A 23,935-nucleotide genomic window follows, 5' to 3' on the forward strand; every position below is an offset into this window, starting at 1 on the left:
GACACCGCAGGTTTGCCCATCGCTGCCTCCTACCACCATTCCCATGATCTTGGGAATTTCGCGATCAGGACACTAGACGCGGAGCAGATCATCGGCCTGCTGTGCCAGACAGAGGTTGAACGGATCCAGGGGCGTTCGGTAGGGGGAGATCGCCCATGTTGCCCTGCGTGTCATGCCAGGACATCGCCCGAGGACCGCCGCCAGCGGCGGAAGGCGCCCTCCTAGGCGCACGAGCTCTCGCTCCGGAGGCCGCCGAGGTCCGCGGCGTGGAGGAGGAGATAGGCTGTCTGATAACCTTAGACCGGTAAACTGGTCCGGCCATTCTGAGGGTTTTCCGGCAGGATTGTTGACCTGAACGGAGGCTGGGCTGATGCGAAAGAGCCACGACATGGAAGAGCAGATCGCCTTGGCCCTGAAGCAGGCGAAACTGGGCACGGCGGTGGCCGAGGTGTGCCGCAAGATGGGTTTGTCGGAGGCCACCTTCTTCGCTGGGAGCAGAAACACGCTGGCCTGGGCTCCTCGGAGCTCCGGCCGCTGCGGCAGCTCCACGAGGAGAACACCAAGCTGAAGCGCCTGATGGCCGGCCTCAGCCTGGACAAGGCCATGCTGCAGGAGGTGCTGGCAAACAAGCCCTAACGCCTGACCGTCGCCGCGACCTTGTCCGGCACGTGCAGAACAAGTTCGGGGTGAGCGAACGCCGCGGATGCGCGGCCCTGCGCTTTCGCCGCTCTTCGCAGCGCGGCCGCTCCAGCCGCGACGATCAGGTACCCCTGAGACTGCGGATCCGCGAGATCGCCGCGGTGCGCATGCGCTATGGCTACCTGTGCATCCATATCCTGCTCCGGCGTGAAGGCTGGGTCGTAAACAGGAAGCGCGTCTACCGGCTGTACCGCCCGGAAGGCTTCAGCCTGCGCCGCAAACGTCCACGATGGCACGTCACCGCGGCACGACGTCTGGAGCGGGAGGTCGCGACCAGGTCGAACCAGCAAGGGTCGATGGACTTCGTCTCCGATGCCTTGTTCGACGGGCGCCGGATCCGTGCCCTGACGTTGTGGGCAACCACACCCGGGAGGCGCTGGCGATCGTCGCCGACAGTGGCATCCGAGGCGAGCAGGTGGTGCAGGCGGTCGTGCGGAGCGCGGCACATCGTGGTGCGCCGGAACGGATCAGGGTCGACAACCGCCCGGACTTCGTGTCAAAGGCGCTTGATCACTGGGCCTATAAGCGCGGGCTACGGTCACGAAAGAGCCAATGTTTTGGCTAATGGCCGCCTATGATCGGGGAAGACAAGGGCGGGACCGTACCGCCCAATGAGCGTGTCAGTTCTGCGGCGACGCCGAGCAGGCATGGGGCTGCAGAGCTTACGGCCTCTTGATTGAAGCGGGTCACCGGACCTGTCAGGCAGAGCGCCCCTGCAAAGCTCTCACCAGGCCCAAACACGGGAGTGGCCATGCCAGCGACGTGAGGATCGCTTGCCCCGCCGGTGTAGATCGGCAGCTGGATCTCAGCGGCCTCGGAGGGCAGCGGGGCTTTCTCGAAGACGCGCAGGACCTGCGCGATGGCTGAATCGTCCATGGGCCGCATGTCACCCTGCCGGACGTGCAGTCGTAACGGATGCGGGGAGTCGACCCGATGGAGACAGAGCCGCTGATGCCCGCTTCGAACATAGAACGAGGCGCTCTCGCCGGTCACCGCCACCAATTTCTCGAGCGCGGGCATGACGTGAACCTCGACCCGGAAGGATTGCTGATAGACGGAGCCGAGCCGGAACAGCTCCGCGCCGAGCCGGTATGCACCATCGGGCAGACGGACAAGGTAGCCGTGCTCCTCCAGGGAGATGGCCAGTCGCATGATCGTGGTTTTCACGAGCCCCGTCCGGGCCGTCAGCTCGGCCAGGGACACGGCGTCATCGCCCTTTCGAAAGGCCGACAGGAGGGTCAGGGCACGGCCTGCCGAGGCAACCCCCTCCAGGGGCGCCTTGGAGCGGGCCGCGATGGTTGCAAGGTCCATGGTCATGGATGCCATCGTTAAGGTCCACCCGTTGCGACAGCAAGCCGGGTGTTTGGCCCGGTGTTCCTTATCCCGCGTGGGAATAGAGTGGTTGTCCCGGCACAGGGAGTGCCACCTTGAGGATCGAGCCGGTCTCGGATTCGGTGATGAAGAGGGTGCGTCCATCGACGCTTCCGAAAGCCAGATTGGTGGTGGACCAGCCCGCACAGGAAGCGATGCGCGCCAGCGGCTCGGCCCGTGCGGAGAGGCGCCACACGGTCCCGAAGCCGGCATGGGCGACCAGCAGGCCGCCTTCCACATCCAGCGCCAAGCCGTCCGGCCCGCTCGGCCCGCCATGGAGATGACAGAAGATGCTGGCCTTGGTGACGGTGCCATCAGCGTGCAGCGGCAGGCGCCAGATCTGGTTGGCGCGCGTCACTGCCACTAGGAGAAAAGAAGCGTCCGGCGCCACAACGATGCCATTCGGGCTAGGCACCGTGTTGATCAGGCAGTCCAGCCGCCCATCCGTACCGAGGCGGTAGACCCGCCCCGTCGGGTCCTGCAGCCCGGTCTGACCCTGGTCGGTGAAGTACAGTTCGCCTTCCGGCCCGAAAGTCAGGTCATTGACGCCCTTGAAGCTCTCGGAACGCACCGTGTCCAGGAAGGGCGTGACGGCGCCGGTCTCCGGGTCCAGCAGCATGATCCCGCGCTTGTAGTCGGTGATGAAGATGCGTCCGTCACGGTGGATCTTCAGCCCGTTCGGCCAGCCATCATACTCGGCGATCTGTTCCCAGCTCCCTTCGGGCGAGACGCGGAAGATGCGCCCGAAGGGAATGTCCGTGACATAGAGCCGCCCTTGCCGGTCGAAGGATGGGCCTTCCAGGAAGCTGTCCACCGGGCGGCCGGCGCGGTTCGCATCGCTCCAGGCGGTACGCCGCGCCTGTCGGAAGCGGTCCGGCAGGCGGGTGAAAATCTCGGTGTCCAGGCGGGGTGGCGGCGCGAAGAAGCTCATTCCGGCAAACTCACTGCTTCTCGATTCCGGCCGTGGCGGCGATGTTGCGCCAGCGCTCCTCCTCCTCCTTCAACAGGCGGTCGAAGGCGGCAGGGGTGATTCCGCCCGGTTCCGAGCCGAGCTCGCCGATGAAAGTCTTCATGTCCGGCGCGGCCAGGGCGCGGCTGACCTCCTGCTGCAGCTTCCGCACGACGGGGTCCGGGGTGCCCTTGGGTGCGGCCAGGCCGGACCAGTTGATCACGCCGAAGCCTGGCAGTCCGGCTTCCGCGAAGGTCGGCACATCCGGCAGGGCCGCCGTGCGATGCTCGCCACTGATCGCCAGCGGCCGGAGCTGGCCGCCACGGATGTTGCCGAGCGCCGAGCCGGGCGAGAGCATCACGAGGTCCACATTGCCGGACAGCACGCCGATCACCGCCTCGCCCGCGCCACGGAAGGGCACGTGGTACAGCTTGACGTCAGCTGCTCCTTCAAAGGCGAGGGTCGCGAAATGCGGTGCGCTGCCCATGCCGCCGGTGCCATAGGTCAGCTTCTCCGGCTCCTTCTTCGCTGCGGCGATAAGGGAGGCAAGATCGCGGTAGGGCGACTTTTCACCGACAGCGAGCAGGATGGGGGAGAAGGCCGTGACGGTGATGGGCCGGAAGCCCGTTGCCTGATCGAAGGGCAGGCGGCTGAAGAGGTAGGGCAGCATGGCATAGGTGTTGTCCATGGCCAGCAGCGTGTAGCCGTCCGCAGCCGACCGGGCCGCCTCGCCCGCCCCGATCGTGCCGGTGGCGCCCGACTTGTTCTCGACCACAAAGGGCTGCCCAAGCTGCTCCGACAGTTTCTGCGAAAGACGCCGCGCCATTGTGTCCACTGCGCCGCCCGGTGCCCAGGGAACGATCACCCGGATTGTGCGTGACGGGTAGGCCGCATCGGACAGGGCAGGGAGCGGCAGCACCAGCCCGGTGAGCCCCGTGCCCAGGAGCGTCCGACGCGAGATGGAACAGGAGCGGCTATTTGGCACTTGCGTTTCCTTTCTTGAGCCGTCAGTTTTCGAAACGGCGTTGCATTTCTAATTCGTTCTGACACTCGCGCCGCAATCCTGTCAACAACACGGCGCACCAACGGCGCCGAACTCCGGGAGGAGGGCAGCCTTGGCCTCTGGATTCCGTATTCTCCGGCGTAGCCGCCGGATCGAGCCGGCGCTGGTCGAGCGCTTCCGTACCCTGCCGGTTGCCAATGTGAGCGACGTCATGTCGCGCATGACCGCGGGCGGAGCGCGGCTGCGGCCCATGCACGCCCCCGGCGCCGTGCTGGCCGGCCCGGCTCTGACGGTGAAGACCCGCCCCGGCGACAACCTGATGATCCACAAGGCGATCGCACTCGCAGAGCTGGGCGACGTCATCGTCGTCGATGCCGGCGGCGACCTGACGAATGCGCTGATCGGCGAGCTGATGCTGGCACAGATGGTTAAGCGCGGCCTCGGCGGCATCGTCATCAACGGCGCGATCCGCGACAGCGCCGCCATTCGCGCACAGAACTTTCCGGTCTTCGCCGCCGGCGTAACCCATCGTGGACCCTACAAGGATGGTCCGGGCGAGATCAACGTGCCCGTCGCCATCGACGGCATGGTGATCGCACCGGGCGACCTTGTCCTGGGCGATGATGACGGTCTGCTCTGCGTGCCCTTTGACGAAGCCGAGGCAATCCACGCCGCCGCCGCGTCGAAGCACGCGGCGGAGGAGAAGCAGGTCGCCAACATCGAGGCCGGTACGCATGACGCATCCTGGGTGGACGCCACGCTGCGCCGCCTGGGCTGCGAGGGCCTCGACTAGCGGCCCGTCACGCCAAGGCACGACTACGTTCGAGAAGAAAACAGGGGTGGATGGATGCTGGGACGACGTCACCTGCCACCAATGGCCATGGCTGCGGCGCTTCCTGGCCGAGCCCGGGCCCAACCCCGCGCCTGGCCGGCATCGCGTACCATCGAGGTGGTGGTGCCTTTCGCGCCGGGTGGCGGAATGGACGTGATGGCCCGCACCTTCCTGCCGTTCCTGCAGGCGGAACTGACCGGCGCGAACTTCGTCGTGATGAACCGTGCCGGCGCCGGCGGGCAGATTGGCACCGAAGCCGTGGCCAGCGCGGCAGCCGATGGCTTCACCCTCGGCGCCGCCGCCTTTCCGGCTCTGGTCAGCACGCCGATCGAGGACTGACCCTCCACGGCTCAAGACACCTTGTCCTGCTTGCTCCTGAAGGCCAATCCATGACTGACACCATCACGCGCCCCAACGTCCTCGTCTCGGCTGCCAAGCTGGCGCCCGAGGCTGTCGCCATGCTGGAGCAGGCGGGCTATGCCGTGCACTGCACGACCGGCTATCCGAGCGAGGAGGAACTCCTCGCCGCCATTGCCAAGCTCCGCCCTGTGGCGCTCCTGCACCGCCAGGGATTGATCAACGGCACGGTCATGGATGCCGCGGCGCCCGGATTGCGGGTGGTGGCCCGGCATGGCGCTGGCATCGATGGCATCGACATCCCCGCGGCCCGTGCGCGTGGACTGACCGTAACCCGTGCCGCCGGCGCCAATTCCCGCTCGGTCGCCGAGCATGCCATGGCGCTGATGCTCTTCATGCTGAAGGACATGCCCTCGGTGGTGAACGGCATGCGCGAAGGCCTGTGGGAGAAGACCTCCCGCACGACCCGCGACATTGACGGCATGACCCTGGGTCTTGTCGGCTATGGCGCGATCGGCTCCAAGGTGGCGCGCTACGCGGATGCTTTCGGGATGCGCGTGCTGGCCTACGATCCCTACCTGCCCGGCGACGCATTGCCGGGGCCCGGCGAGCGCGTGGCGGCTCTGCCCGACTTGCTGCGTCAGGCCGAGGTGCTGTCCCTCCATTGTCCGCTGGAGCCCGAGACGCGCGGCCTGATCGGGGCGGCCGAACTGGCCCTGCTGCCGAAGGGCGCCATCCTGGTGCACACGGCGCGCGGCGGCATCGTGGACCAGGAAGCCCTTCTGGCGGCACTCGATTCCGGTCAGGTGAGCTGGGCGGGCGTGGACGTCTTTGCCAAGGAGCCGCTGGAGGTCGACAGTCCGTTCCGCAGCCACCCGCGCGTGGTGCCGACGCCGCATCTGGCCGCCAATACGCCGCGCGGTGCGACCGGCATGGCCTGTGGCGCGGCCGAGAGCATCATCGCGGTTCTCGCGGAGCGCCTGCCGGCTCTGACGGGCGCGGTGGTCGTGCCTGGCGGGCTGCCCGCCCACCTCGTTCCCGCCTGATCCGGCAGCGGCGTGACCGGTCAGGGGGCCGGACCTCGCGCCGTGCCCGAGCAAATCTGCGGCCTGAACACCGGCTCAATCTGTGCGCGCTTCCACAAGCCTGAGGCGGCGCGACAGCTTCAACAAAGGAGGAACCAGGAATGACCAGCCATCCCGCCTTGCCGCGACGCCGCCTGCTGGCGACGGGCTTCGCCCTGGCCGCCTCGCCACTGGCTCGCCCGGCGCTTGCCCAACCCGCCTGGCCAACAGCACGCCCCATCGAGGTGGTGGTGGGCTTCGCGCCGGGAGGCGGTACCGACGTCATGCTGCGCGCCCTGGCGCAAGCCGTGTCCGCCGAGCTTCCGGGCTCGAACTTCGTGATCAACAACAAGCCCGGAGCGGGTGGCGAGACGTCCTATGTGACGTTGCAGGCAGCGCGGCCCGATGGATACACCATCGGCAGCGTCAACACCCCCGGCTACCTGTCCGTGCCTCTTGAGCGGCGCGTGCGCTACGACCGCACAAAGATCCGGGCCATCGCACGCCTTGTCGACGACCCGACGGCGTTCGTCGTGCACCAGGATTCGTCCTTCCACTCCCTGGCCGATCTGGTCGCCGAGGCGAAGCGCCGTCCCGGCGAGATCAGCGTCGGCTCCTCCGGCGTGGGAACGGACGATCACCTGGCTCTGACGCTCTTTCAGGCGGCCACGGGCACGGAGTTCATCCACGCGCCCTTCGCCGGCGCCGGGCTGGTGAAGAACGCCGTGCTGGCGAAGCATATCGACGTGGCAGGATTGAACCTCGGCGAGATCGGCATGCTGGGCCAGGACAAGCCGGCGCTGCGTCCGCTGGCGGGGATGGGTGCGCAGCGCTGGGACCTGATGCCGGATGTGCCCACCTTCCGCGAGCTCGGCTACGACGTGCTGATGACCAGCGAGCGGGGCATCGGCGCGCCGCGTGGCGTGCCAGACGAGATCGCCCGGCAGCTGCAGGACGCGATCGCCCGTGTCGTGGCCAAGCCGGAATGGGCCGAGAAGGCGCGCCAGCTCGAACTGCCCATGGCCTACCTGCCAGGCGCCGAGTGGGAGGCGCAGATGCCGGCGCAGGAAGCCCGCTACCGCCAGATCTGGGAGACGACCCCGTGGCAGCGCTGAACCTCACGCGCCGCACCGCGCTTCTCACAGCTGCCGGGGCCGCATGGACGGCTCGGTCCGGCATCGCGCGGGCCGCACCGGCTGGCTGGCCGGATCGCCCGATCCGCATGATCGTGCCTTATCCCGCCGGCGGCACGGCGGATATCGGCGCGCGCCTCTTCGCCGCCTCAGCGGGCGCCCGGCTCGGCCAGCCCATCGTTGTGGAGAACCGCTCCGGCGCTACCGGCACCATCGGCGCCGGCGCCGCGGTGCAAGCCGCCGCGGATGGTCAGACCATCCTCTACGATGCCACCGGCCTGTCGGTCACGCCGGCGCTGTTCCCGAACCTGCCCTACGACCCGCTGAAGGACCTGGTGCCGGTCTTCCGGGCCATTACGGTGCCGCAGCTGGTGCTGGTGAACCCGTCCAGCCCGGCGCGTGACCTTGCAGGACTGATCAAGCTGGCCAGAACAACGCCGGAAGGGCTGAACACCGCCTCGGCGGGCAACGGCTCCTTGCAGCACCTGGTGCTCGAACGCTTCGCGCGGGCGGCCAATGTGAGGCTGAACCACATCCCCTACCGCGGCGGGGCGCCGGCGGTGAACGATCTGATGGCCGGGCAGGTCGAGCTGTTCTTCGGCAACGTCAACGTCTCGGCCCCCTTTGTGCGGGGCGGTGCCCTACGCGCCCTGGCCCATACCGGGCGCGGCCGCCTGGCGGCACTGCCGGACGTGCCACCGCTCTCGGATACCCTGCCTGGCTTCGAGACGTATGAATGGAACGGCGTGTTCCTGCCCAAGGGCACGCCGCAGCCGATCGTTGATGCGCTGAACAGTGCGCTGAACGCCTCCCTGGCTGAGCCAGAGCTGGTGGAGAAGCTGCGCGCGGCCGAGTTGCAGACCGCGCCGAACACGCCGGCCGAGTTCGCGCAGTTCTTCCGCGAACAGTGCACGCTGTGGCAAGGCTTCATCCGCGAAGCCGGCTTCCGCCTGGAGTAACTGACATGACCGCCCCGAAGCATGCCTCGCCGCACCTGCCGGTGCGGGAGGACTGGCTGGCGCAGGTGCAGGAGGAGGTCCTGGACCCGGCCCTGCCGATCGTGGACCCGCATCATCACCTGTGGGATCGGCCCGGCGCCCGCTACCTGCTCGATGAGCTGCTGCGCGACACCGCCAGTGGCCATGACGTGCGGGCCACCGTCTATGTGCAGGCCCGTGCCATGTACCGGGCCGAGGGGCCGGAGGCGCTGCGTTCGCTCGGCGAGACGGAGTTCGCCAACGGCGTGGCGGCCCAAAGCGCCAGCGGGCTCTACGGTCCGATCCGCGCCTGCGCCGGTATCATTGGCATGGTGGACCTCATGCTGGGTGACGCCGTGGCGCCGCTGCTGGAGCAACACCTGCAGGCCGGCGGAGGCCGTTTCCGGGGCGTCCGCAACCAAACGGCCTGGCATGAATCGGCCGAGATCATTTCGAATCCCGTTCCCCCCCGGCAGGGCCTGCTGTCGGAACCTGCTTTTCTGCGCGGTGCGGGGCGGCTGCGCGAGCACGACCTGTCGCTCGATATCTGGGCCTATCACACACAGCTCGACGAGGTGATCGCGCTGGCACGCGCCCTGCCGGATCTTTCCATCGTGCTTGACCATGCGGGCGGTCCGCTGGGGACGGGTCCTTACGCTGACCGGCGCGACGCCGTGTTCGCGGCATGGAGCCAGCAGATGCGGCTGCTTGCCGGCTGCCCGAATGTCAGTGTCAAACTGGGCGGGCTCGGCATGACGGTGAACGGCTTCGGCTTCGAACGGGAGGCGGTGCCACCGGGCTCGGAGCATTTGGCGCGAGCGTGGCGCCCCTATGTGGAATTCTGCATCGAAGCCTTCGGCGCGCAACGCTGCATGTTTGAAAGCAACTTCCCTGTGGACAAGGGCAGTTGCAGCTACGCGGTGCTGTGGAATGCCTTCAAGCGGCTCGCCGCGGGTGCATCAGCGGAGGAGAAGGTCGCCTTGTTCAGCGGCACCGCGATCCGGGTCTACCGCCTGCCGTCCAGCATCGCCGCCAGAGGCCAGCATTTCAAGGAAACGCCCCGGCCATGATTCAGCGCCGGCTGTTCCTCGCCGCTACGGCCTGAAGCTTGGCCATCAACTAGTATCTGTACCGCACCCTTCCTTCGATCCCGAGAAGGACCTGATTCCGGTCTTCCTCGGCTGGGAGGCGCCGCTGGTGGCCGTGTTTCCGGCCAAGCATGTGTCGGCGAAGACGCTGCCGGAATTTATCGCCTGGGCCACGAAGCGGCAGGACGGCATCGCCTTCGGCAGTACCGGCATCGGCACGACCGTCTACCTGTCCGGTGAGATGCTCTGCCGGCGCACCGGCATCCAGGGCATCCACATCCCGTTCAGTGACGGATCCTTGACGGGCCTGCTGCGGGGCGACATCCAGCTGACCGTGGACAATCTGCCCACCGCGCTGACGAACCTGCGGGGCGGCAAGCTCCGCGCCCTCGCGGTTACCTCGACCGAGCGGTCGCCCGATCCGCCGGATGTGCCAACCATGGCTGAGGCAGGAATCGCAGATTTCATGGTAACATCCTGGAACGCGCTTGGCGGCATCGTAGCCCCAAGCACCGGCAGCACCGATCCCGCCGGAACGCACGGACTGCGTATCCAGAACAGCGGCTGTGGAACACTTTGCGGAAGAAATGCTGGCGGTCGGCCATGGCCAAGCATGTGTCAGGCGCTCGAAGGTACCGCTCCGCGCCCGGGACAGGAACCACCGGTGCACCGTGCCTGATGGTGGAAAGGCGCAGGTGGTGTGTAGCACATAAAGGATGCCGTTGATGATGCGGCGCAGTGGCTATTTGCGGAGGGGCGTTGGCTCTGGTCAGGTGCTGGCATGAAGGGCTGCACCAGCGCCTACTCGCATCGGTCAGGCAGGTTGCGTAGAGCATGGTTCCACGCACACGCTGCATGCGTGCGGCGGGGGTCCATATGGGTGGCCTCGGAAGCTTGGAACACCCTCGAAATGCGCAGAACCCTCGTTCTCGCTCAGCCTCAGCCGTTATGAGGCGGGTTCTGAGACTTCCGCGCAGATTCCCATATCAGACCCTGCCATCAGCTCTCTATTGCGTTTGCGCGCATAATGCTCGGGAGCCTCCTCTGCTGACCAAACTCCACTCCGGTCAGCGTGGCGGAGACATTCCACAGCCGGGTCGCTACCTCCGTATCGAGGGATTGCTCAGGTGGCTTCGCGTCGATGGGATGACCACGGGTCTCGCCCAGCTTGTCCGGGCCGTAGTAACCGCCCTTCTGGGCATCAGGAGACGTTGCTGCGAACAAAGCTGGCAGCGCGCCTTGCTCGGCTGGCTGAAACAGGAACCAGAGCAGCGATCGTGTGAGGCTTTGTATGCTGCGTCGGCCGGGGGCGTTATGCAGAAGATCGGTTCGGGAGATGCCGGGATGTGCCGCGATGCTTGTCACGCCCCAGCCGGCGGCATCGCTGCGGCGTTGCAGTTCGAACGCGAACATCAGGCAGGCGAGTTTCGACTGGCTGTAGGATTCCATGGGCTTATAGCCTTGTTCCGCCTGGAGGTCCTCGAAGTTGATCGCGCCGCTGCGGGCGGCGACGCTGGAAAGCGTCACAACCCGAGGATCCTGCCCAAGCCGAAGCAGCGGCAGTAAATGCGCTGTCAGAGCGAAATGCCCGAGGTAATTGATGCCCATCTGAAGTTCGAAGTCATCGGCGGTGATCTGGCGACGCGGCGGCGTCATGACCCCTGCATTGTTGATCAGGACGTCGATGCTGTGGTGAGCAGCACTGATCCGCTCGCCACATGCGGCGATTGAGGCGAGATCACCCAGATCCACGGCTTCGAAAGTGACTGCCGCATTTGGCACGCGCTCCTTGATCCGTGCGATGGCTTCGGCACCTCGGGCCGGATTACGTCCAGCAATGATCACCCGGCCTCCGGCCCGGGCGAGCGCTAGCGCGTCTTCAAAGCCGAGGCCGCCAGTGCCCGTTACCACGATGGTGCGGTTACGCTGCGAGGGAATGTTCTTGCTGGTCCATTTGGTGGGCATCGAGGTTCCTTGCTGGGTATTTACGGCAGTGTTTCGGCAGGCGTGGCCGCCGTTTCCTGGAGGCCTGTCTGCTTTGCTAGGCCGCATGATCGCGGAGAACACTGCGGGTGCGCCGCTCGCCGGTGGTTTCGGTGACGGCGAGCGGCAGCGAGCGGAAGCGCCGGCCCGTGGCCGCATGAATCGCGTTGGCGATGGCCGCGGCAACTGGCACGATGCCCGGCTCTCCGGCGCCGCCCGGCGGCAGGTCGCTCGGAATGATCTCGACCACGATGTCAGGTGCATCGGCGAGCCGCTGCATGGGGAAGTCGTGAAAGTTGGACTCCATGACCGAGCCCGCATCAAGAGTGATGGCGCTCATCAAGGCGGTGGTGACGCCGAAGAGGATGCCGCCTTCCGTCTGCGCGATCACGGCGTCGGGGTTTACGACGGTGCCCACGTCTATGACGCAGATCACACGGTCAACCCGGATTTCCCCGTCTGTTGCCACGGTGACCTCGGCCACCTGCGCCACCACGCTTTCATACGCGGCCTCGATGGCGATCCCTCGGCCCCGCCCTGGCGACATCGGCACGCCCCAACCCGCCAGCGCCGCCATGCGGTTGAGCACGGCGAGGTGGCGGGGACTGTCGCGCAGCAATGCGCGCCGGTATGACAGCGGGTCCTGATCCGCGGCCAGTGCGCATTTATCCAGGAAGGATTCGGCGAAGAAGGTGTTGAATGAGTAACCGTTGGAGCGCCAAAAGCCGATCGGCACGTGACTTGGGACATGGCGGCTGCGCACGCGCCGCCCCGGGAAAGCGTAGTAGGACTTGTCCAACCCCTCGGCGGTGAACCGGTCGCCATTCGGGCTACCGCCGATGTCGAGAGGCAGATTGCGGCGGAGGGCGGATTGCTGCAGCGCCTGGGCGGCAACCAGCGCGTCATAGGCGGCGGGCAGGCCGTCGGGCCCGAGGGCCGCGCGCAGCCGGGCGCCGGCGTGGCTGCGGAACACTCCGCGGCCGATATCCTCCTCTCGCGACCACATCAGCTTGACCGGCCGCCCACGATGGCGCGCCGCCAGAAAGGCCGCCTGCGCCACCACGTCCACCTCGCTGCGTCGGCCGAAGGCGCCGCCGGCCATGGTGACGTGGCAGGTCACCGAGCTTGGGTCGACACCGGCCCAGCCGGCACCGCGGTTGACACCCCACCGCATGGACAGCGGCGACTGCGACGAGCACCAGGCCTCGGCCGTACCGTCCCCGCGGATGAGGACGGTCGCGTTCATCGGCTCCATGCAGGCATGGGCCACGAAGGGCGCGGTGTAGGTCGCCTCGACCACCTGCGCCGCACCGGGCCGGAAAGCCGGCTCCACCTCGCCCTGCTCGAGATGGACGTGCGCCTCCCCACCATGGAGTGCGGCCTGCAGCGCGCTGGCCAGCATCGCGCTGTTGATGAGCTCCGCCTCCGTCGCCGCCCAATCGATGTCGAGGCGCGTGGCCGCCAGCTCCGCTTGCCACCAGGAGCCCGCGACCACCGCCACACCGCGTCCCTCGATCACTGCCACGTCGAGAACACCGGGTTGGGCGCGCACCTCGCTTTCATTGCGGACGCGCGTGATGCCCGCACCGAACACCGGCGGCTGGCGGATCGCCGCATGCAGCATCCCCGGCAGCACCACATCGGCGCCGAACACCGGCTCGCCTCGGACCTTCGCGGGAATGTCCACCCGGGTCTGTGATCGACCGATTACCCGCCAGGCGGAAGCCGGTTTGAGAGCAGGATCCCGCGGCGGCGGCACCAGGGCGGCCTCGCGCGCGAGCTCTCCGTAAGCGATCCTGCGACCCGAGCCGGCGTGGTGGACGAAGCCGCCGGAGGTGGTGACCTCCTCCGCCGGCACGCCCAGCCGCGTGGCGCCCGCCGTGAGCAGCATGTGGCGCGCCGCGGCGCCGGCGCTCCGCAGGGGAAACCACAGTCCCATGGTCGAGGTGGAGCCGGCGGTGTTCATCAGCGGCAGCAGGCTCAGCACGCGCTTGGCCGTCCACATGAGGGGGCCGTGCATATTCTCGGGGCGTGTTCGCAGCGGCCCACTATAATTGGCGTAGACCGCCAGCTGCTCCACCGGATGCTCGACGCTGATGCGGTCGTCGAAGGGGATGTCCAGCTCCTCGGCCACCAGCATGGCAAGGCCGGTGTGGATGCCCTGGCCCATCTCAGTGCGGGGCACCTGGACCACCACGCGGCCGTCATCGTGGAGGGTGACAAAAGCGTTGAGCACGGCGCGGTCGTCCGCGACGAAGCCATCGGGTCCGTCCATGTCGACCGCCGCGAGGTAGCCGGCGCCGGCCATGGCAGCGACCATGGCGGTGCCGCCCATGGCGGCGCCGGTCAGCAGAAAGCTGCGGCGGGACAGAAAGCAGGCCATGGCACGCTCCTCAATCCTGTGGACGCGCAGAGGCCGCGCGATGAATGGCGCGTCGGATGCGCGGATAGGTGCCGCACCGGCAGATGTTGGTGACCGCCTCGTCGATCTCGGCATCAGTCGGTTGGGAGGTTTGCTCCAGAAGCGCCATGACGGCGATGAGGAAGCCCGGCTGGCAGAAGCCGCACTGCGGCACCTGCTCGTCGATCCAGGCCTGCTGCACCACGGAGAGCTTGCCATCCGCCGCCGCCAAGCCCTCCACCGTCACCACGGAGGCACCGGTGACGTCACCGATGGGGGTAACGCAGGAAGGCGTCGACACGCCGTTGATCAGGACGCTGCAGGCGCCGCACTGGGCGATGCCGCAGCCATATTTGGAACCGAGCAGGCCCAGATCCTCGCGCAGCGCCCAGAGCAGGGGCTTGTCCTCGGATGCGTCGACCTGCACGGACGGCCATTGACGATGAAAGAGATCATGCTGTCTTCTCCAGGCTGCGCGGCGCCGCCAGAAGGTCCGCGGAATACCTGTCCTGCGCCGAGGGGCGAGGCTGGCGCTGACGGATGCGGTAGACCGAGGCGGGCGGGACATTGGCCAGCGTCCCACCAATACGAGTGGCCTTCAGCCCCAGTCGGTCCAGCAGGGCGCGCGGGATGGGGCAGGCGGGCCCGTAGGTGAACTGGTAGAACGAGCCGGCCGGATGCATCTTGCCGAAGGCACCCTCCAGGATGGCGATCACCTTGCGCGGCTTCATGGAGAGCACGGGCAGGCCGCTGATGACGGCGCCGGCCCGGCGGCCGCCGAACAGCTCCACGCTGTGCAGGCGCCGGGCGTCCATCCAGAGCGTGTGGGCCTTCGGGTACCGGCGCCGCAGCATCACCGCGAATTCCGAGCCGTACTCGATCAGCGCCAGGTCGTCCTCCCGCACGCCGCGCGCCAGCAGGGCGCGGGTGAAGGCGCCGGTGCCAGGGCCCAGTTCGATCACTGGGCCGGTCTCCATGGTGATCTCGGATGTGATGACCTGCGAAAGCGCCTGACCCGAGGGCGCGACCGCCGCCACGCGCAATGGATCGAGGAGCCAAGCCCGAAAGAAGCTGTAGGTGTCGTTCACGGCAGCGAAGCTCATGGGATGCGGTCCTCGGGGGAGGTCATGACGGGTTGCTGTGGCCGCCTGCGGCGGAGGCGCCAGGAGAGCAGGAGCGCGGCTCCCTCCGCCGCCAGCAGGATCAGCAGAAGCTGGAGCGCGAGGACGGAGGCGTTGATCTCGACGGAGAGCTGCGCGGCCAGATAGCCGAGGCCGATAAAGAACGCGCTCCAGACGACGACACCCGCCGTGGTGGCCAGGAGGAAGGTGCGGAACCCGTGGCCGAGCAGGCCGGCGATCAGCGGCGCCAGCAGCCGGATGGTCGGCACCAGCTGTGCGGCAAAGGCGATCGCGCCCTGGTGGCGGTGATAGCCCTGTACCCAGCGGTCCAGTCGCGCCGCAGGCAGTCCGGCCAGATGGGCGCCGCGGCGCAGCAGGGCGAGCGAGCGGACCTCTCCCAGGGCGGCCGCCAAGCCGTCGGTTGCGAGAGATCCAGCCACGCCGCCGGATGTCACGGCGGAAAGGGCGAGCGGCACCGACCACAGGCAATCCCCGGCGCCGATGCCGACTGCCACCAGGAGGCCGTAGGACGGCATTACGGGGATGAGCCGCTCGGACGCCGCGGCGGCGAACAGGCCGGCGAAGCCGAGCGGTGCCGCCCATGCGACCAAGCTGCCGAGCGGATCCATGATCAACGGCCATCATTGCCGGCGGTCGGCGGCGGAACAGCGAACATCCCGCCGCTTGCCTCGCCGGACCGGGACCGCGTCTCGCCGACCCAGCGCTGGATCCTGGCGATGTGGCCGTCGCGCCAGCCGGGGCAGATCGGGGGGAGGCGGATCGCCCTGCCGGATGGTCCCGCGGCGCCGGCAGGGCGGCTCTGGTCGAACGGAGAGCAGAGAAGGGAAGACGTCAAGGCGGTGCTCCTGGTTGCCAGGAGCTAGACTAGGGAGCCTGTGCTTCGCCATGATGTGCGGTGTTTGGCGGCTTCCACATCATGTTTCAGCACAGACATAATCGGCATGAAAATCGGTCATAAGTCGCGCCATGCCCGGTGGTAGAAGAGGGACATGACACCGATGCCCCACGTTCTGGTTGTGGACGACGACGAGGACATCTTGATGCTGCTGACGCAGTTCCTTCAGCACCACGCCTGTTATGTCTCGCTGGCGCGGAGCGGCACGGAGATGCTGGCCGTGCTGGAGGAGAGGAGCGTGGACGTCATCGTCCTCGACGTCATGCTGCCCGACGAAAGCGGCTTCGAGCTCTGCCGCAAGCTGCGCATGGCCTCGACCATACCTGTCATCATGCTCACGGCGGTGAGCGACCACATGGAGCGCGTCGTCGGCCTCGAGATCGGGGCCGACGACTACATCACCAAGCCCTTCAATGCGCGCGAACTGCTGGCAAGGATCAAGGCTGTGCTGCGCCGCGCGGAGCCCAGCACCTTGCCGAAGCCAGCGGATCCCTATCCCATGCTGTGCTTCGGCCGATGGCGCCTGGATATCCGGCGGCGCGAGCTGCGCCTGGACGACAACACGCTGATCCCGCTGTCGGGCGGCGAGTTCGACCTGCTCCTGGCCTTTGCCGAGAAGCCACAGCGCGTGCTGACGCGGGACATGCTGATGGACCTGGCGCATGGCGAGAACCACGTCGCCTTCGATCGCAGCATCGACGTGCAGGTCAGCCGCCTCCGCCGCAAGCTCGAGGCCGACCCGAAGAGCCCGGACCTTATCCGCACGGTCCGCAACGGCGGCTACATCCTGATGGTCCCGGTGACGCGCTTATGATCGCGCGGCTGTGGATGCGGGACACGATCACGCGCCGCTTCATCCTGACGATCTTCCTTGTCCTGGCGGCGACGGTTGCCATGAATGGCGCCTTCGTCGCGCTTTCCGGCGTCTGGGGGCGGCCATCCTTCGAGAAGAGCGGCCTGCCGGAGGCGGCCGCGGCAACGGTACGGATCATCGAGGCCCAGCCGCCCGAGCAGCGCGCCGTCCTGGCCCGCTCCGCCGGGACGCGCCTATACAATGTCGCCTGGCATCCGATGCCACTCGTCGAGCCGACCGCCGCCCTGCGGGACGGCTACATCGCCGGGCGGGACCGGCTGCGGGCATTGCTCGAGGATCCCTCGCGGACCATCCTGTTCCTCCACAGCGGGCATCCTGCCATCGAAGCAGGCGTCCTGGCCGAGGACTTCACTCGTCGCGGCCAGCTGTACTTCGTGAGTGTTGCGCTGCCGGACCGCAGCTGGATCACCTTCTCCGCCGCCGAGCGGAGCTGGGGCATCGCTACCCCGCTGCGCGGCGTGCTGATCGTCCTGTTCGCGATTGCGTCGATCCTGGGCTTCTCGGCAGCCGCCGCCTGCTCCCTGGCCTCTCCCGTGGCGCAACTGGCCAGGGCGGTCCATCGCTTCGGCGTCGATCCGCGGGCGCCGGACATCCCTTTGAGCGGTCCGGTCGAGGTCCGCGAGACAATTGTCGCTTTCAACGCCATGCAGGGGCAGATCCGACGCTTCGTCGAAGACCGCACCACCATGCTGGCCGCGATCTCGCACGACCTGCGCACGCCGCTGACACGCATGCGGCTGCGCGCCGAGTTCATCGGGGATCCCGTGCAGCAGCAGAAGCTGTTCCGCGACGTCGACGAAATGCGCAGCATGGTGGATTCGGCCTTGTCATTCTTCCGAGACGATGCCGGCCAGGAGCCGGCGACAAGCTTCGACCTGCCGGAGCTCATCAAGACCATTATCGACGATTACGGCGACCAGGGCACCCGCATCGATTACATGGGACCGCGCCACGCCCGATGGACGGGCCGGCCCCGCGCGCTGCGGCGGGTGTTCGAGAACCTCATCGAGAATGCCTTGAAACACGCGACACCGCCCGCGATCGCGCTGCGGATCACGGATCTGGGGGCCGAGCTGACGGTATGCGACCGGGGGCCTGGCGTCGATCCGGACAAGCTGGAGCAGGTGTTCCTGCCCTTCCACCGGCTCAGCAAGGCCCGCAACCCCTCGACCGGCGGCATGGGGCTGGGCCTGACCTCTGCCCGCAGCATCATCCGCGCCCATGGCGGCGATCTCACGTTGCGCAATCTCACCGGTGGCGGCCTCGAGGCAATTGTCGCGCTCCCTCGCATGTCCTTCGAGGAAGCCTGAGGCGGCTGGGCAAGCCCGGCCGCGTGGCGCTGGTCTCAGCGGCGGCCTAAGGATCAGAGTGCCGGATCAATTACGTTCGCGGGAGACGAGTTCGACGGGTCAGGACCAGATGCCATGACAATGCAGCAGGCGGGCAGCCCGTTCCGCTGCCCCTCGGCCTGCAAACCGTTTGGATGCTCGAGCTGCCGTAGCGGCGGCGGCTCTCGGCATGGGCACGGCGGTTGTTCTAGCTAAGTAACGCGCGCAATGCCATCGTCAGAAACCTTGCCCGGGCCTATCCGCAATCGCAGGCTATCGCGTTTCGGCGGTGCCTGAAACATCCGGCGATAGTCACGCGTGAACTGGGAAACACTTTCATAGCCGACTTCGACCGAGGCGCTGGTCGACGAGAAGCCGTTCTCCACCATGAGACGGCGGGCCTCAATCAGGCGGAGATACTTCTGGTACTGCCCGGGCGTTAACGAGGTGACTTGCTTGAAGTGCTTGTGGAAGTTGGAGGCGCTCATGGCGGCTGCCGCGGCAAGGCGGTCGATGGTGAGCCGCGATCGGAATTCCGCCTGCAGGATTGAGATCGCCGGGGTGAGGCGATATGCATAGCCGTCCGGATTAGCGAGGGTGCTTAACGCAGCGCTGTGTGGCCCCGACAATAGCCAATAATGCAGTTCTTGCATAATGCCCGGCCGTAGCAAAGGGATGGCCCCCGGCCGGTCGATGAGTTGGACCAGCCGCGCTGCACAGTCTAGTGCAGCAGCTTCCGTATCGACAGCGAACATCGTGCGCATGTGTTGAAACGGCTTCGACGGTGCTGCCCCCAACTGCGCAGCGAGTTTGCGCAGGAGCGCCACGTCGAGGTCGATGGCCATGGCGATATATGGCCTCTTCGGACTCGCTTCCACAATGCGCGCCGCGACCGGAACATCGGCGCTCACGATCAATGTTTGCCCAGTGCGCGCCAAGCGCTCTTCCTTGCCGATGACGAGTTGCTTCGCACCCTGCAGGATGAGGCACACCAATGGCCGATACACGGCGTCGAACCGGCTGCTCGGCTGTGAGAAGACCTTCATCCGAACGCCCGGTACTGGTGTCAGTGCCAAACCGCTATCATTGGCATGGTGCCTGGCATAGGCCTCGATCGCCTGCATGAGCTGATGCATTCGTACCTCCTGCATCGCCAATGATAATGCGTGCTCCTGTTCAACGCCACGCATCGTGGAGGATCGTGCAAAATCGATGGAGCCGTTGGCAAGCCGATGCTCGGTAGCAGCGCTATAAACGACACGCATTCAAGTCTGCTCTCCTCCGCCGGGCCAGTGGCGGCCCGGGCATCGCCCGCCGCTACAGGACGCTGCTAATCGACAGCATGGTGGCGGGCAGACCGATCAGTTGACCGCACAGAAGATGGAGCGGACCAATGAGCCGGCAAAGCAGCATCTTGACGGAAGGCGAGCGTCGCTCCGCGCCTGACAAGGCCACCGACGGTTCCTTCTCAGTGACCCGACGAACTGCGCTAGGGGCAGGGGCCGCTATGGCAACTGGCGCTATGTCCACCGGAGTAGGCAGCGTCCAGCTGGCCCAATCTGGAATTCTGCCGGATCATACCGTAGCTGTTCGCACGTGGATCAACGGCAGATCCGTGGAGGTGACGACCGATGCGCGCACTTCCTTACTCGATCTGCTGCGCGAGCGCTTCGGGCTGACCGGAGCGAAGAAGGGCTGCGATCACGGCCAGTGCGGCGCGTGCACCATTCACCTGGACGGCCGCCGCGTCGCATCCTGTCTGACGCTCGCCGCCAAGGCCGATGGGCGGGAGGTCCTGACGATCGAGGGCCTGTCGGCGGGAGACGCCCTCCATCCGATGCAGCAGGCCTTCATCGATCATGATGCGCTCCAATGCGGCTATTGCACGCCTGGACAGATTATGGCGGCCGTGGCCTGTGTCGCGGAGGGTAACGCCACTTCGCGCGAGCGCATTCGCGAATACATGAGTGGCAATATCTGCCGCTGTGGCGCCTATGTTGGCATCGTTGCCGCCATCGAGGACGCCGCCTCCAAAATGAGGCGCGGCTGACATGCACCCGTTCAGCCTTGTTCGTCCGAAAACGGTGCGGGAAGCGGTGAACGCGGCGGCGCAGGCCGGTGCGGACACCCGCTTCATAGCAGGAGGCACTACCCTTTATGACCTGATGAAGCTCAACATCGAGCAGCCGCGCCAAGTCATCGACATCTCCGGCATCGCTGACCTCAGCCGCATCGAGACTGACGGCGGCCAGTTGCGCTTCGGGGCGCTCGCGCCCATGAGCGCGGTGGCGGCGGATGCGGTCGTCTCGCGCGATCATCCGGTATTGGCCGAGGCCCTGGCCAAAGCGGCGTCCCAGCAGTTGCGCAACATGGCAACCGTTGGCGGCAACCTGCTGCAGCGTACACGCTGCCCCTATTTCCGGAACGGCGCCGGTGGAATCTATCCGTGCAACAAGCGCGAGCCCGGGAGCGGCTGCGCGGCCATTGGCGGGCTCGACCGCGGCCAGGCCGTGCTCGGCACCAGCGAGGCCTGTACCGCCGTTTCGCCAGGCGACTGGCCGGTGGCGCTCGTTGCCGTGGACGCTATGATCGAAGTGCTTGGTCCAGATGGGTCGCGATCGGTGCCGGCAGGCGAGCTGTATCGCCTGCCGGGTGATGCGCCGCACTTGGAGTTCACGCTCGCCCGGGGCGAGATGATCACGGCAATCGTGGTGAGGAAGACAAATGCCGGGCGGGTCTCAACCTATCACAAGATCCGTGACCGTGAATCCTACGCCTTCGCGCTGGCCTCGGCAGCGGTTGTGCTCGACTTCGATGGCGAGCGAATCCAGCAGAGCCGGATCGCACTCGGCGGGGTCGCAACCCGGCCTTGGCGTGCACCGGACGCCGAACGCCTGCTCGCCGGCGAGCGTCTGACGCCCGAGCTCGCACTCGCCGCCGGTCACGCATCCTTCCGCGAGGCACGCGCCGGACGTCACAACGCCTTTAAGCTCGAGCTCGGCGCACGTACCGTGGCCGACGCATTGCTCATTGCTGCCGAAAGGAGGCGCTGATGCCTGCCCAGCCTTTCCCCGACCGGCCCCGGGCCGATGCCCTGGAGAAGGTCAAGGGCACGGCCGCCTATGCGGCGGATGTGAGATTTCCTGGCCTGCTCCATGCGATGACCGTCCCCTCGCCGGTCGTCAGGGGCAGGGTGGCGGCGCTCGATACCGAGGCCGCGCTGCGGGTTCCGGGCGTGCTACGCATCCTCACCCCTGCAGATTTCCCACCTGCGCCTCAGGCCGTCGATATGCCTGGCTCGCCGCGTCCGGGGCTCGTGACGCAGGTCGCGTTTCGCGGCGAACCGCTCGTGGTCGTCATCGCGGAAACGCTGGAAGCCGCGATCGAAGGCGCCGAGGCGGTTCGGATACGCGTTGAGACCGAGCCGTTCAGTGCCATGATGGACAGCCCAGGCGGCGTTCGCGAGCCTGCCCGAGATGTCACGGTGGGCGATGCGGCCCGCACGCTTGGCGGCGCAGCGATGGTCGTGGAGGCGAGCTACGAGTCGCCAACCCAGCACCACAATCCCATCGAGTTGCTGTCGACCACCGCCGTCTGGGCGGACGGGCGGCTGCTCATCCATGAAGGCTCCCAAAACGCCGGCGCGATCAAGGTGGCGGTCGCCCGGACGTTAGGGCTTGATCCAGCAATCGTTGACGTCAAGAGCCCGACCGTCGGCGGTGCCTTCGGGCAGAAGGGCTGGGTTCAGCGACAAACCGCCCTGGTCGCTCGTGCGGCGATGTTGACGGGCAGGCCGGTCAAGCTCGTTACGCCACGCGGTCAGATCTTCCATCTCGCGACCTTCCGGCCGCACAGCCGGCACCGCATCCGGCTCGGCGCCGATGCCAGCGGTATCATGACCGCCGTACACTACGAGGTCGAACAGCAGAATTCGCGCAGTGGCGGCTTTCCCGCAGGCCAGTACCATGAGGGAGCCATGCGGTTGTACGGAATCGCCAATTATCACGGGGCAGCCGCGAACATCCGCACGGACACACAGGCGCCGGGCCACATGCGGGCACCATACGAGCATCCGGCTTGTTTCGCCTTCGAGAGCGCGGTTGACGAGCTCTCTTATCAACTCGGACGCGATCCAGTCGCCTTCCGTATGGCTAACGATACCCGCATCGATGTTCACAATGGCCGGCCTCTATCCTCCCGCTTCCTCAATGACTGCCTGCGCATCGGCGCAGAACGGTTCGGCTGGTCGCGCAGAAGGGCTGAGCCGGGATCGATGACAGATGCGGACGGCACCCAGACTGGATGGGGCGTTGCCTGCGGATTGTACCCCACGCTGATCCATCCCGCGATTGCGACACTGCGGATCAGAGCAGATGGCGGCACGCGCTTCGCGGTGGCTGGTCACGAATTCGGCCAGGGTATTCGTACCGCGCTCGCTGCGGTGCTGACGCGCGAGTTGCAGATCGATGATCGTCGCCTCGAGGTTCTGATCGGCGACACCACTGCGGCGCCCCAGCACCTCACGGCGGGCTCCTGGGGATCTGCCAGTGCGCTGCCGCTCGCGGTTCAGGCTGTCAAGCGCATGCGCTTGGCGGTGGCTGAGCTGCTCAACGGCCGGCGAGTCGCCGGCACGCTGCATCAGCAGATCGCTGCTGTGCGTCGCCCCTTCGTTGAGGTCGAGGTGTCGCAACTCGGTCCTGGACAAGATGCCTCCGCGCTGGAGCGGATGCGTGCCGGGGGCTACGCTGTCACCGGCCCGGCCTATCCGAGCTTCACGACGATGAGCTACATCGCCCATTTCGTCGAGGTTCGTGTCGAGCCACGCACGCGCCGCGTGCGCGTTCCCCGCGTCGTCAGCATTGCCGATTGTGGGCGCGTCATCAGCCCGCGCACTGCGGCCAGCCAGGTCCGCGGTGGCGTTGTCTGGGGCGTGAGCCACGCGCTTAGGGAGGCAACCGAGATCGACCCACGCTATGGTGGCTTCCTCAACAACGATCTTGCCGAGTACGTTGTCGCGGTTAACGCCGACATCGGCGATATCGAGGTCGGCTTCATCGACGAGCCTGATCCACTGTTCAACAGCATCGGCCTAAAATCATTGGGGGAGGTTGCGATGGTCGGCGTCTCGGCGGCCGTAGCCAATGCTATCTTTCATGCGACGGGCAAGCGGGTACGCAAACTGCCAATCCGTATCGAGCATCTGCTGTGAAGACATGGCTGTTCAACAAGCTTGCGGCCGGCGTCAGCCGTTCAGGAAGTTGTCCAGGCTAGAGCATCTGAACATGCCATGGAGAAGGGGCCGGGGATGGCAGGGACTGTTCCGGCTGCCGCTTTGAGCTATCTCTGTTATGTGAGCCGCCGTTACCTGCAGTTGGGTCACTGCTCCAGGGTCGGACGCCCGCCTCACCCGCTTCACCGAGAGTGGCTTGGCGGCACTGCCGGCCGACTAAGGCTGTGATCAACGCCGCTGCCGTCAGGATTGCTAGGCGCGCGCCATTGAGAGCAGCGACCGCCTGGGCCGCCATCGCTGGATCATCGAGCGAACCTTTGCCTCGCCCCGTTCCTGGGGTCTGATGAAGGAAACGCCATTACCGGCGAGACCTGGACGAGCGATGGCGGCCTCATCACGCATTGGGGCAGCACCTGATGAACACTCCAGCACGCTTTCGCACGAGAAAACCGCAAGCGGGTGCCAGCGCTGGGCGACAGAACGATGAAGATGATCGCGGCAAGGACAGGAGTCATGATATTTCCGGTTTAACAGCGCCTTTCAAAACCTGGAAAAGCGGCAAGGCTGCGCCGATCTGCCGGTCATGGCGAAGCCCCTGATCTCGGATGA

General features: G+C 66.6%; 22 protein-coding genes and 2 pseudogenes. 14 read left to right on the plus strand and 10 right to left on the minus strand.

Annotated features, from left to right (window positions below):
* Nucleotides 1–370: 370 nt before the first annotated feature.
* Nucleotides 371–1,234: pseudogene (locus D2K64_RS25650) on the plus strand (transposase); the annotation flags it as partial.
* A 26-nt stretch (nucleotides 1,235–1,260) separates the two neighbouring features.
* Here D2K64_RS25650 and D2K64_RS20070 read toward each other — a convergent pair.
* The 3 genes from D2K64_RS20070 to D2K64_RS20080 all read right to left on the minus strand — a co-directional run bounded on the left by D2K64_RS20070 (nucleotide 1,261) and on the right by D2K64_RS20080 (nucleotide 4,004).
* Nucleotides 1,261–2,016, minus strand: a complete 756-nt coding sequence (locus D2K64_RS20070) for an IclR family transcriptional regulator (protein WP_238384325.1) — start codon at nucleotides 2,014–2,016, stop codon at nucleotides 1,261–1,263.
* A 61-nt stretch (nucleotides 2,017–2,077) separates the two neighbouring features.
* Nucleotides 2,078–3,001 carry an SMP-30/gluconolactonase/LRE family protein gene (locus tag D2K64_RS20075; RefSeq protein WP_120010159.1) on the minus strand — a complete coding sequence of 308 codons (924 nt, stop codon included), beginning with the start codon at nucleotides 2,999–3,001 and terminating at the stop codon, nucleotides 2,078–2,080.
* A gap of 10 nt (nucleotides 3,002–3,011) precedes the next feature.
* Entirely contained in the window at nucleotides 3,012–4,004 is a 993-nt protein-coding gene (locus tag D2K64_RS20080) for a Bug family tripartite tricarboxylate transporter substrate binding protein (RefSeq protein ID WP_202910765.1), read from the minus strand.
* A gap of 130 nt (nucleotides 4,005–4,134) precedes the next feature.
* On the opposite strand from D2K64_RS20080, the gene D2K64_RS20085 reads away from it, so the two are divergent.
* The 7 genes from D2K64_RS20085 (at nucleotide 4,135) to D2K64_RS20115 (ending at nucleotide 10,152) form a co-directional block, all read left to right on the plus strand.
* Nucleotides 4,135–4,815, plus strand: coding sequence for an RraA family protein (locus D2K64_RS20085; RefSeq protein ID WP_120010160.1), 681 nt, complete (start codon nucleotides 4,135–4,137; stop codon nucleotides 4,813–4,815).
* A gap of 54 nt (nucleotides 4,816–4,869) precedes the next feature.
* Nucleotides 4,870–5,193, plus strand: coding sequence for a type 2 periplasmic-binding domain-containing protein (locus D2K64_RS20090; RefSeq protein ID WP_120010161.1), 324 nt, complete (start codon nucleotides 4,870–4,872; stop codon nucleotides 5,191–5,193).
* 50 nt (nucleotides 5,194–5,243) lie between these two features.
* Complete coding sequence (locus tag D2K64_RS20095; protein WP_120010162.1) at nucleotides 5,244–6,257, plus strand: hydroxyacid dehydrogenase; 1,014 nt, start codon at nucleotides 5,244–5,246, stop codon at nucleotides 6,255–6,257.
* Between the two features lie 140 nt (nucleotides 6,258–6,397).
* Nucleotides 6,398–7,390, plus strand: coding sequence for a tripartite tricarboxylate transporter substrate binding protein (locus D2K64_RS20100; RefSeq protein WP_120010163.1), 993 nt, complete (start codon nucleotides 6,398–6,400; stop codon nucleotides 7,388–7,390).
* A 107-nt stretch (nucleotides 7,391–7,497) separates the two neighbouring features.
* Nucleotides 7,498–8,367, plus strand: coding sequence for a tripartite tricarboxylate transporter substrate-binding protein (locus tag D2K64_RS20105; RefSeq protein ID WP_157985980.1), 870 nt, complete (start codon nucleotides 7,498–7,500; stop codon nucleotides 8,365–8,367).
* Between the two features lie 5 nt (nucleotides 8,368–8,372).
* Nucleotides 8,373–9,455 (plus strand): amidohydrolase family protein, encoded by a 1,083-nt coding sequence (locus D2K64_RS20110; RefSeq protein WP_120010165.1) that lies wholly within the window; start codon nucleotides 8,373–8,375, stop codon nucleotides 9,453–9,455.
* Nucleotides 9,340–10,152, plus strand: coding sequence for a Bug family tripartite tricarboxylate transporter substrate binding protein (locus tag D2K64_RS20115; RefSeq protein ID WP_157985981.1), 813 nt, complete (start codon nucleotides 9,340–9,342; stop codon nucleotides 10,150–10,152). The genes D2K64_RS20110 and D2K64_RS20115 overlap by 116 nt, the downstream gene beginning before the upstream one ends.
* A 320-nt stretch (nucleotides 10,153–10,472) precedes the next feature.
* On the opposite strand, the gene D2K64_RS20120 is transcribed toward D2K64_RS20115, so the two are convergent.
* The 6 genes from D2K64_RS20120 to D2K64_RS24955 form a co-directional block, all read right to left on the minus strand.
* The gene (locus D2K64_RS20120; protein WP_120010167.1) at nucleotides 10,473–11,438 is read right to left on the minus strand and encodes an SDR family oxidoreductase; all 966 of its coding nucleotides are present in this window, start codon (nucleotides 11,436–11,438) and stop codon (nucleotides 10,473–10,475) included.
* A 76-nt stretch (nucleotides 11,439–11,514) separates the two neighbouring features.
* A complete protein-coding gene (locus D2K64_RS20125) occupies nucleotides 11,515–13,839 on the minus strand; it encodes a xanthine dehydrogenase family protein molybdopterin-binding subunit (protein WP_120010168.1) in 2,325 nt (774 codons plus the stop codon).
* A gap of 10 nt (nucleotides 13,840–13,849) precedes the next feature.
* A complete protein-coding gene (locus tag D2K64_RS20130) occupies nucleotides 13,850–14,284 on the minus strand; it encodes a (2Fe-2S)-binding protein (protein ID WP_238384327.1) in 435 nt (144 codons plus the stop codon).
* 25 nt (nucleotides 14,285–14,309) lie between these two features.
* Nucleotides 14,310–14,960 carry a class I SAM-dependent methyltransferase gene (locus tag D2K64_RS20135; RefSeq protein WP_202910766.1) on the minus strand — a complete coding sequence of 217 codons (651 nt, stop codon included), beginning with the start codon at nucleotides 14,958–14,960 and terminating at the stop codon, nucleotides 14,310–14,312.
* The gene (locus D2K64_RS20140; protein WP_120010170.1) at nucleotides 14,957–15,607 is read right to left on the minus strand and encodes a DedA family protein; all 651 of its coding nucleotides are present in this window, start codon (nucleotides 15,605–15,607) and stop codon (nucleotides 14,957–14,959) included. The genes D2K64_RS20135 and D2K64_RS20140 overlap by 4 nt, the downstream gene beginning before the upstream one ends.
* 2 nt (nucleotides 15,608–15,609) lie before the next feature.
* Complete coding sequence (locus D2K64_RS24955) at nucleotides 15,610–15,834, minus strand: hypothetical protein (protein ID WP_162306223.1); 225 nt, start codon at nucleotides 15,832–15,834, stop codon at nucleotides 15,610–15,612.
* Between the two features lie 163 nt (nucleotides 15,835–15,997).
* Here D2K64_RS24955 and D2K64_RS20145 point away from each other — a divergent pair, with 163 nt between their 5' ends.
* Together D2K64_RS20145 and D2K64_RS20150 are read left to right on the plus strand one after the other, a co-directional pair.
* Nucleotides 15,998–16,708, plus strand: coding sequence for a response regulator (locus tag D2K64_RS20145; protein ID WP_456316383.1), 711 nt, complete (start codon nucleotides 15,998–16,000; stop codon nucleotides 16,706–16,708).
* Nucleotides 16,705–18,078 (plus strand): sensor histidine kinase, encoded by a 1,374-nt coding sequence (locus tag D2K64_RS20150; RefSeq protein WP_120010172.1) that lies wholly within the window; start codon nucleotides 16,705–16,707, stop codon nucleotides 18,076–18,078. The genes D2K64_RS20145 and D2K64_RS20150 overlap by 4 nt, the downstream gene beginning before the upstream one ends.
* 230 nt (nucleotides 18,079–18,308) lie before the next feature.
* Here D2K64_RS20150 and D2K64_RS20155 read toward each other — a convergent pair whose 3' ends face one another.
* On the minus strand, nucleotides 18,309–19,361 hold the full coding sequence (locus tag D2K64_RS20155) for an AraC family transcriptional regulator (protein ID WP_202910767.1): 1,053 nt from the start codon (nucleotides 19,359–19,361) through the stop codon (nucleotides 18,309–18,311).
* A gap of 257 nt (nucleotides 19,362–19,618) precedes the next feature.
* Here D2K64_RS20155 and D2K64_RS20160 point away from each other — a divergent pair, with 257 nt between their 5' ends.
* From D2K64_RS20160 to D2K64_RS20175, 4 genes and pseudogenes are all read left to right on the plus strand, one after another.
* Nucleotides 19,619–20,146 (plus strand): (2Fe-2S)-binding protein, encoded by a 528-nt coding sequence (locus D2K64_RS20160; protein WP_202910768.1) that lies wholly within the window; start codon nucleotides 19,619–19,621, stop codon nucleotides 20,144–20,146.
* A gap of 1 nt (nucleotide 20,147) precedes the next feature.
* A complete protein-coding gene (locus tag D2K64_RS20165) occupies nucleotides 20,148–21,149 on the plus strand; it encodes an FAD binding domain-containing protein (protein WP_120010175.1) in 1,002 nt (333 codons plus the stop codon).
* Entirely contained in the window at nucleotides 21,149–23,305 is a 2,157-nt protein-coding gene (locus tag D2K64_RS20170; RefSeq protein WP_120010176.1) for a xanthine dehydrogenase family protein molybdopterin-binding subunit, read from the plus strand. The genes D2K64_RS20165 and D2K64_RS20170 overlap by 1 nt, the downstream gene beginning before the upstream one ends.
* Nucleotides 23,306–23,546: 241 nt before the next feature.
* Nucleotides 23,547–23,648: pseudogene (locus D2K64_RS20175) on the plus strand (IS5/IS1182 family transposase); the annotation flags it as partial.
* Nucleotides 23,649–23,935: the final 287 nt, after the last annotated feature.

The sequence above is a fragment of the Teichococcus vastitatis genome (genome assembly GCF_003604215.1).
Taxonomy (GTDB): domain Bacteria; phylum Pseudomonadota; class Alphaproteobacteria; order Acetobacterales; family Acetobacteraceae; genus Pseudoroseomonas; species Pseudoroseomonas vastitatis.

Excerpts from the sequence above, each read along its gene's own strand:
- D2K64_RS20100 (WP_120010163.1), top strand. The coding sequence starts at position 6,398 with ATGACCAGCCATCCCGCCTTGCCGCGACGCCGCCTGCTGGCGACGGGC.
- D2K64_RS20095 (WP_120010162.1), top strand. The coding sequence starts at position 5,244 with ATGACTGACACCATCACGCGCCCCAACGTCCTCGTCTCGGCTGCCAAG.
- D2K64_RS20145 (WP_456316383.1), top strand. The coding sequence starts at position 15,998 with ATGCCCCACGTTCTGGTTGTGGACGACGACGAGGACATCTTGATGCTG.
- D2K64_RS20160 (WP_202910768.1), top strand. The coding sequence starts at position 19,619 with ATGTCCACCGGAGTAGGCAGCGTCCAGCTGGCCCAATCTGGAATTCTG.
- D2K64_RS20120 (WP_120010167.1), bottom strand. The coding sequence starts at position 11,438 with ATGCCCACCAAATGGACCAGCAAGAACATTCCCTCGCAGCGTAACCGC.
- D2K64_RS20090 (WP_120010161.1), top strand. The coding sequence starts at position 4,870 with ATGCTGGGACGACGTCACCTGCCACCAATGGCCATGGCTGCGGCGCTT.
- D2K64_RS20165 (WP_120010175.1), top strand. The coding sequence starts at position 20,148 with ATGCACCCGTTCAGCCTTGTTCGTCCGAAAACGGTGCGGGAAGCGGTG.
- D2K64_RS20075 (WP_120010159.1), bottom strand. The coding sequence starts at position 3,001 with ATGAGCTTCTTCGCGCCGCCACCCCGCCTGGACACCGAGATTTTCACC.
- D2K64_RS20105 (WP_157985980.1), top strand. The coding sequence starts at position 7,498 with ATGATCGTGCCTTATCCCGCCGGCGGCACGGCGGATATCGGCGCGCGC.
- D2K64_RS20150 (WP_120010172.1), top strand. The coding sequence starts at position 16,705 with ATGATCGCGCGGCTGTGGATGCGGGACACGATCACGCGCCGCTTCATC.
- D2K64_RS20110 (WP_120010165.1), top strand. The coding sequence starts at position 8,373 with ATGACCGCCCCGAAGCATGCCTCGCCGCACCTGCCGGTGCGGGAGGAC.
- D2K64_RS20070 (WP_238384325.1), bottom strand. The coding sequence starts at position 2,016 with ATGACCATGGACCTTGCAACCATCGCGGCCCGCTCCAAGGCGCCCCTG.
- D2K64_RS20125 (WP_120010168.1), bottom strand. The coding sequence starts at position 13,839 with ATGGCCTGCTTTCTGTCCCGCCGCAGCTTTCTGCTGACCGGCGCCGCC.
- D2K64_RS20170 (WP_120010176.1), top strand. The coding sequence starts at position 21,149 with ATGCCTGCCCAGCCTTTCCCCGACCGGCCCCGGGCCGATGCCCTGGAG.
- D2K64_RS20140 (WP_120010170.1), bottom strand. The coding sequence starts at position 15,607 with ATGGATCCGCTCGGCAGCTTGGTCGCATGGGCGGCACCGCTCGGCTTC.
- D2K64_RS20155 (WP_202910767.1), bottom strand. The coding sequence starts at position 19,361 with ATGCGTGTCGTTTATAGCGCTGCTACCGAGCATCGGCTTGCCAACGGC.
- D2K64_RS20135 (WP_202910766.1), bottom strand. The coding sequence starts at position 14,960 with ATGAGCTTCGCTGCCGTGAACGACACCTACAGCTTCTTTCGGGCTTGG.